The sequence below is a fragment of the Snodgrassella sp. CS2 genome (assembly GCF_050310315.1).
Lineage (GTDB): Bacteria > Pseudomonadota > Gammaproteobacteria > Burkholderiales > Neisseriaceae > Snodgrassella > Snodgrassella alvi_E.
Genome location: NZ_JBNPBA010000006.1, coordinates 121,742 through 127,741 on the forward strand (window position 1 = coordinate 121,742; position 6,000 = coordinate 127,741).

A 6,000-nucleotide genomic window follows, 5' to 3' on the forward strand; every position below is an offset into this window, starting at 1 on the left:
AACTCCCTGATAAAATAAAAAAAATCAAAACAAAATTATTTTAAAAATCGTTCTGCCAGCGCTACCCAGTAAGTGGCACCAATAGCAATATTCTTATCATTAAAATCATAATAAGGATTATGCAGATCAAAACCAGAAGCAGCATCTTTTTCCTTCAGACCATTACCAATAAATAAATAACTTCCCGGACACTTTTCCAGCATAAACGCAAAATCTTCACTACCTGCCATAGGTTGCGTCTGGTCTACAATATCTTCTTCTGCAACCACATCACGGGCAACATCACGGGCAAATTGTGTTTCCTTACTCGTGTTAAATACAGGAGCATAACCATGTTGATAATCCACAGAAGCCACCACATTAAAACTTTGTGCCTGAGCCTGAGCTATAGCCTCAATACGTTCCTGCAACATCTTACGTACTTCCGGCTTAAAACAACGCACAGTCAGCTTTAATTCAGCTTGTTCCGGTATCACATTATTGGCTACACCTGCATGGAACATACCCACAGTCACCACTGCTGAATCAAGCGGATTTACATTACGAGACACAATCGTCTGCAAAGCCATCACAATAGAAGAAGCAGCCACAATAGGGTCGTGCGTATTATGCGGTTTCGCCCCGTGACCACCTACCCCTTTAACCGTAATCGTAGCCACATCAGAAGAAGCCATCATCCAGCCATCATAAAAATGCAATTCACCTTGAGGATAACCAGGCATATTGTGCATACCATATACCGCATCACACGGATATTTTTCAAAAAGGCCGTCAGCAATCATCTGCATTGCGCCGCTACCCGATTTACCATACTCTTCAGCCGGCTGAAAAATCAAATTCAGCGTTCCATTAAACGCTTTTCTACTTGCCAGCACTTTCGCTGCTGCCAACAACATCGTCGTATGCCCATCATGACCACAGGCATGCATCTTCCCTTCATGTTTACTCGAATGCGTCACACCACTTTCTTCCAAAATCGGAAGCGCATCCATATCAGCACGAATACCAACACTCTTTGAACCATCACCAACTCGAAGCTGGGCAACTAAACCGGTGCCTCCAATTCCTCGCTCAACTTGATAACCCCATTGCCCCAACATACCAGCAACCAGATCACTGGTACGATTTTCAGCAAAAGCCAGCTCAGGGTGTTGATGAATATCATGACGCAACTGAACAAAAGTATCCAATTCAGCCTCTACCATTTCCCTAACTGCTTTCATAAACATACCCTTACACATATTATTTAAAAGAAAGGATTATAGCTTAACAAACATGATTTTCATTGACAAAAAAGAATAATTAAAAACAGAATTTGATGTTATAAACGCTAATTATTAAGAGCCTATTATATAAATATATGATTTATTTAAATAGATTACATATTTATATCCAAAAATCAAACTAATAACTTAAATTTTTTTCAACATTATTAAAATTAAGTTGTTAATTGATAGATTAATATCCAAAAAAATTTAAAAGAAAATGCACTTTACATCAAAATATAAAGTGCATTTAAACATTAAAAACGTATTATCCAGCTTTTAATATATATCAGAATATTAAATTCTCACAAAAATTCAATATTCTACCTAATTTTCATATCTCTATTAAATATCAATAATAAAATTAGCGCAAACATGGCAACCAAAGGTAAAACCCAAACATAGCGCCAAGTAACAGGAAAATAACTAAGCTTTAACACACCATTCCATTGTGGTGGGACTGAAACTTGCACTAAAGATCCAGAATCATCCGCAACAACAGGTAAAGATTGATCGTTAATTTTTGCAGTATAACCAAACCACCATAAGCGAGGAAAAATAAGAGTTAACACCTCTTTATGTTCTGGGATTCTAATTAAATCAATATTATTCTGATGTGATAATACATTAACGCCCGCAATATTAGGAAATACAAAAGGAGAATTTCTGTTCCATCCTATAGTTTTGTCAAACGGTAGCGAAACATAAAGATCATTTTTGCTACCAGCATTTTGAACCTCGGTATATCCACATTGCGTAAACTGAGAACTAAAAGCTGAATATTTAGCTTCATCTACAATAATTGTGCTAATACGCATCAACTCAGCCTGGCAAACATGAGATTTGTCAGATAATTGCAAAATATTCTTTAAAGCCATCTCAGGCTTGAAAATACCATGCGAAGTTTGATTTGCAGGCAGAATCTTATCTAATCTTTTATTACCAACCGGAGTATAACCATTAATTGATTTAATACTATAAAAACCAAACAGAGCAGAAGCAATATCATTAAATTGTCTAATCTGTTTTAAATTAGTATTATCAGGAAGCGATAAAACATAGCCTTCCAAATTGACATTTTTAGGTAAACTAATTCGCTCTGCTAAATCAGTATGTCTTGAATAATAGCCACCCAAAGTTGGCAATCCATTTAATATAATTAATAGTATTAATAAACTTAACCCTACCATTGAAAATGAGCTTTTTCTCTTTATAAATTTAGGGCTCAATAAAAGTAACCAAATTGAAAAAATCTGCAACACAACATAAATAGGATGGAGATTCCAAGAATTAAAAAAAACAAATATTGACGACAAAAGAATAAAACACAGATATTTCTTATTCAAATTTGCCAAAATACTTTTATCTAAAAAAAATAAATCGCGCTCCAATAAAAATAAAATTAATATAAAACATAAAATCAGCGCAAATGTATCAAATCCGGTATAAAAAGGTAATCCAAGAAAAAAACAGCCCAAGATAATGTATAAAACAAAAGAAACTTTTTTATTTAAATTTATACCTTTCTCATTTACACCTTGAGCAAATTGCAAAATATAGAATACAGCTAAACACTCAAATAAACTTAGAAAAGGTAAAAAGCGAAAAGGCCAGCGAAAAGGTCCAAACTGACTGGGCATTTGTGACAAAACAAAAAACGCAATCATTAAAGTCAAAAATAATTTTAAATTGTCATTTTTTTGCCATAATGATTTCACATTGTAGTAAAAAAAAACTATTGGTACGAATAAAGTTGAAAAACCTAAAGGAATGAGTATTAATTTATAGCTAAAATAAGTCATGTAATCATAAAATGTAGGAAAAAAACCCATAATGATTGTTGCCCAAGACGGTATAAAAGCTTTATTTTGGTTATCAAATCCACTAACACGGTTAATTAACTCATGTGAAAAAATATATTCAGAATAAATCGGAAAAGCAAAAATAAAAGCCAAAACAGTAGGTAAACTTAAATAAAATGCTTTATGCAATCCATTAGGCTGTTTTAGTTGATAAGCTACACTGACTACAACAAAAACAACGTAACCGATGACACCATGTGGCCAGCCAGCTGCTAACAAAAAAATGACTGAAATAAAATTTAAAACAATATTTGTTTTAGAAAAATGATTTTGAAGTAACAAAAAAGTGGCAATAGAAACCATGGCCCAAGCCTGCCCACTAGCTGCATTCCACCATGCACCTAAATACTGATAAAGAAAAATTGGCTGAATCACAGCTAAACTAGCAAATGCATAAGCATAACAATTTTGCAGTTTGAACGTTTTAGCAATAGACAAAGACGAAAGGCATACTAATACAATATTAATGAAAGCTAATACCCGTCCAGGTAACTGAATATCATCAAACTTGGAAGTAATGAGAGAAACGAGAATATTTTGCGGCAAAAAAATTCCTCTATCTAAATCAATCACTTCATTACCGCCAAAATACATCGAATCAACAATTAAAGGTATTTTACCCTGTGACCATATATGACCCATCTGTCTGAAAAAACCCAGCATTTCAAATTCGGCATCATCAACACAAAAAAAATCGTTCTGAAACGCACAACAAATAGTTATAACACTAATAGCATAAAAAATAGAAAATAACAGAGCCTGTTTAAGGTTAATTTTATTTTGGTTCATCAATTTTTATCCGAATCATTAAGATTATTACAAGCGGCACATATCAACTCAATATCGGTACTAGACAGAATTCATACAAATTATCGAATTATCTTATCAGTATCTGACATAAATTTTTGGTCAACGTTCGTGAACAATAATTTAAATAGGTGTGTTATACAAAATCATCAAAACTGATACGCAAAGTACAGTGAATCCAGCATGAACCTGCTAAACAAATAGTTCGGAATTGAAATGTACTAAAATGGCTTATAACCGTATTCTAGAATTAATAACAGCACGTAGAAAATATTTCTGCAACTTTTCCACTTTCTAAATTTATAAATATCTAGCCAATAATATGATACCTATAATTAAAGCCAGCAAAACTAGGCTTTTTTTATCCTGAATTAAAAAAACAATTGGATCTTCATTCATCAAACCACGTTTTGTCATCATCCATAAGTTACCTATCAAATAAATCATGAGGAGCTGCACCAACCACAATAAAGCGGGGACATGATAAAGAACAATTGTTTCAGACGCAGTGATGTATAAACCAAATAGAATAATGGCTCCGATATAGGTGCTTATACCCAAAGGCCAAAGTATATCCAAATCAGATTTAATATACCCCCTACCAGCAATTACTTTTTTTTCATCTGGCATAGCAATCAGCTCAGTACAACGTTTAACTGTAGCTAGACTTAAGAAAATAGAAATTGAAAAAGCTAAAAGCGGATAGCTTAAATCAATATTTGTAACCACACCTCCAGCAAAAATTCGGATGGTATACAAAACAGACAAAATTATAATATCAAACAATATAATTTGTTTTAATCTCAAACTATATATAGTAGTTATCAATAAATATAATAAAAAAACACTAAAAAACATCCAAGAAATATTGATAGCAATAATAGCAGCAATGATTAATAGTACTAGACTGGCTGTTATACCTTGTACGATTGATAACTTTCCCGATGCAAAAGGGCGCTGCATTTTATTACTATGGACACGATCATTTTCTATGTCCCATAAATCGTTAAGGATATAAGTTGCTGATGCACCTAAAGAAAAAGCCACAAACCCGACAAAAGTTGTAAATAATTTATGCAAATCAAAGAACTGAAAAGCAGTTAACAGAGGAACAAAAAGTAAAATATTTTTTAGCCATTGATGTATGCGAATCGCTTTCATCCAAGTAGTGATGCTAAAACCTGTATTTTCCCATTTCTTTAAAACAGGTGTTCCAGATTGTTGAATCTTGAGAGTTAATTGATTTACTTTTTTTCCTACTACAATTGCACCACATGCTTCCTTCCAGATTACTAAATCAGCAACATTATCACCGGCATAAACAAATTCTTGACCAATCTTTTCCCGTATGGCATTGAGTTTATTAATACCTTTTAGATTTTGCCTAGAATTAGTAGCAATAACATCATCGAAACATTGAAGATAGTTAGCTGTTTTTTCTGCAATACCCTCATATGCAGCAGTGGCTAGATAGATTTTTCTTCCATTTTGTTTTTCATGCCAAATATATTCGAGTAGTTCTTGGCGATAAGGCATTTGTTCAGCACGATAACCTGTCTGCTCATAAACAAATTTTTTTAATTCTACCTTGCTATGAAAACATAACTTGATCAGTTTAAAAATTACATAAGGTTTTATCTTAATCAAGGTTATTAGATTTTCATGTAACGAATCAGTCAGAATTAAGGTTCCATCTAAATCCACTACAAGTGGATGACTAGATTCTTGCACTATTTTTCCTTAGCAAATCAAACAAAAAAATAATTTTATATATAACTGTCAATACCATCAACATATAGATTATTTATCTTGATTAAATCAGATATCAAACAAATAAAGAACAACTTTCCCTGATTTAGAAACAGTTATGAGTAAATATATACCTAATAATTTTAGACTAATTATACCCGTCCCCACACAGGATTTGACTACAGCAACAGCAGGCAAGCAATCTATTTCCTCTTCGGCCGCGAAACCACCGGCCTGCCGCAGGAGTTCGCACAGGCCAGAGCAGATCACTGCCTGCGTATCCCTCAGACTTCCCATATCCGCTCACTGAATCTATC

At 33.4% G+C, this 6,000-nt stretch carries 3 protein-coding genes and 1 pseudogene; 1 reads left to right on the top strand and 3 read right to left on the bottom strand.

What is annotated here, in order from left to right:
• Window positions 1–35 precede the first annotated feature (35 nt).
• From ACQP6D_RS09105 to ACQP6D_RS09115, 3 genes are all read right to left on the bottom strand, one after another.
• Entirely contained in the window at window positions 36–1,223 is a 1,188-nt protein-coding gene (locus ACQP6D_RS09105) for a M20 aminoacylase family protein (protein WP_427858011.1), read from the bottom strand.
• Window positions 1,224–1,588: 365 nt separating this feature from the next.
• Complete coding sequence (locus ACQP6D_RS09110) at window positions 1,589–3,916, bottom strand: hypothetical protein (protein WP_427858012.1); 2,328 nt, start codon at window positions 3,914–3,916, stop codon at window positions 1,589–1,591.
• 318 nt (window positions 3,917–4,234) lie between these two features.
• The gene (locus tag ACQP6D_RS09115) at window positions 4,235–5,665 is read right to left on the bottom strand and encodes a UbiA family prenyltransferase (RefSeq protein ID WP_427858013.1); all 1,431 of its coding nucleotides are present in this window, start codon (window positions 5,663–5,665) and stop codon (window positions 4,235–4,237) included.
• A gap of 213 nt (window positions 5,666–5,878) precedes the next feature.
• On the opposite strand from ACQP6D_RS09115, the pseudogene ACQP6D_RS09120 reads away from it, so the two are divergent.
• Window positions 5,879–6,000 (top strand): annotated as a pseudogene (locus tag ACQP6D_RS09120) (TrmH family RNA methyltransferase); the annotation flags it as partial.